The organism is Streptomyces sp. SID14478, from assembly GCF_010548525.1.
Taxonomy (GTDB): domain Bacteria; phylum Actinomycetota; class Actinomycetes; order Streptomycetales; family Streptomycetaceae; genus Streptomyces.
Genome location: NZ_JAAGMG010000246.1, coordinates 1 through 353, shown reverse-complemented (window position 1 = coordinate 353; position 353 = coordinate 1). Strand labels below are relative to the sequence as shown.

Annotated in this window: 1 pseudogene; it reads right to left on the bottom strand. The window is 77.6% G+C overall.

Annotation, left to right across the window (positions count from 1 at the left end):
- Window positions 1–353, bottom strand: a pseudogene (locus G3I40_RS08625) (molecular chaperone Hsp90); the annotation flags it as partial.

Below are 353 nucleotides of genomic sequence, written 5' to 3'. Positions count from 1 at the left end.
AGCAGCCGGGCCGCGAGGGCCTCGGCGGCGGCGTCCCGCAGCGGCAGGATGACGACGGTGTCGTACGACTCGGGGGCGGCGCCCTGCGCGGCGAACGGCAGCCGCAGCAACGGGACATGGCCGTCCCGGCGGCGCAGTTCGTCACCGAGGTCGGGGCTGTGCAGGGCGGCCTCGGCGGCGGCGTCCCGCGCCTCCCCCAGCGACCAGCGCACACCTCCGGTCCGCCCGACGACGGCGGGCTCGTCGCTGACGGCGAGCACGGCGGCGAACCCGACGCCGAACCGTCCGACGGCGCCCTGGACGTCCTCCCGCTTCGCGGAGGCCCGCAGTGTGGACAGCGACTCGACTCCGGC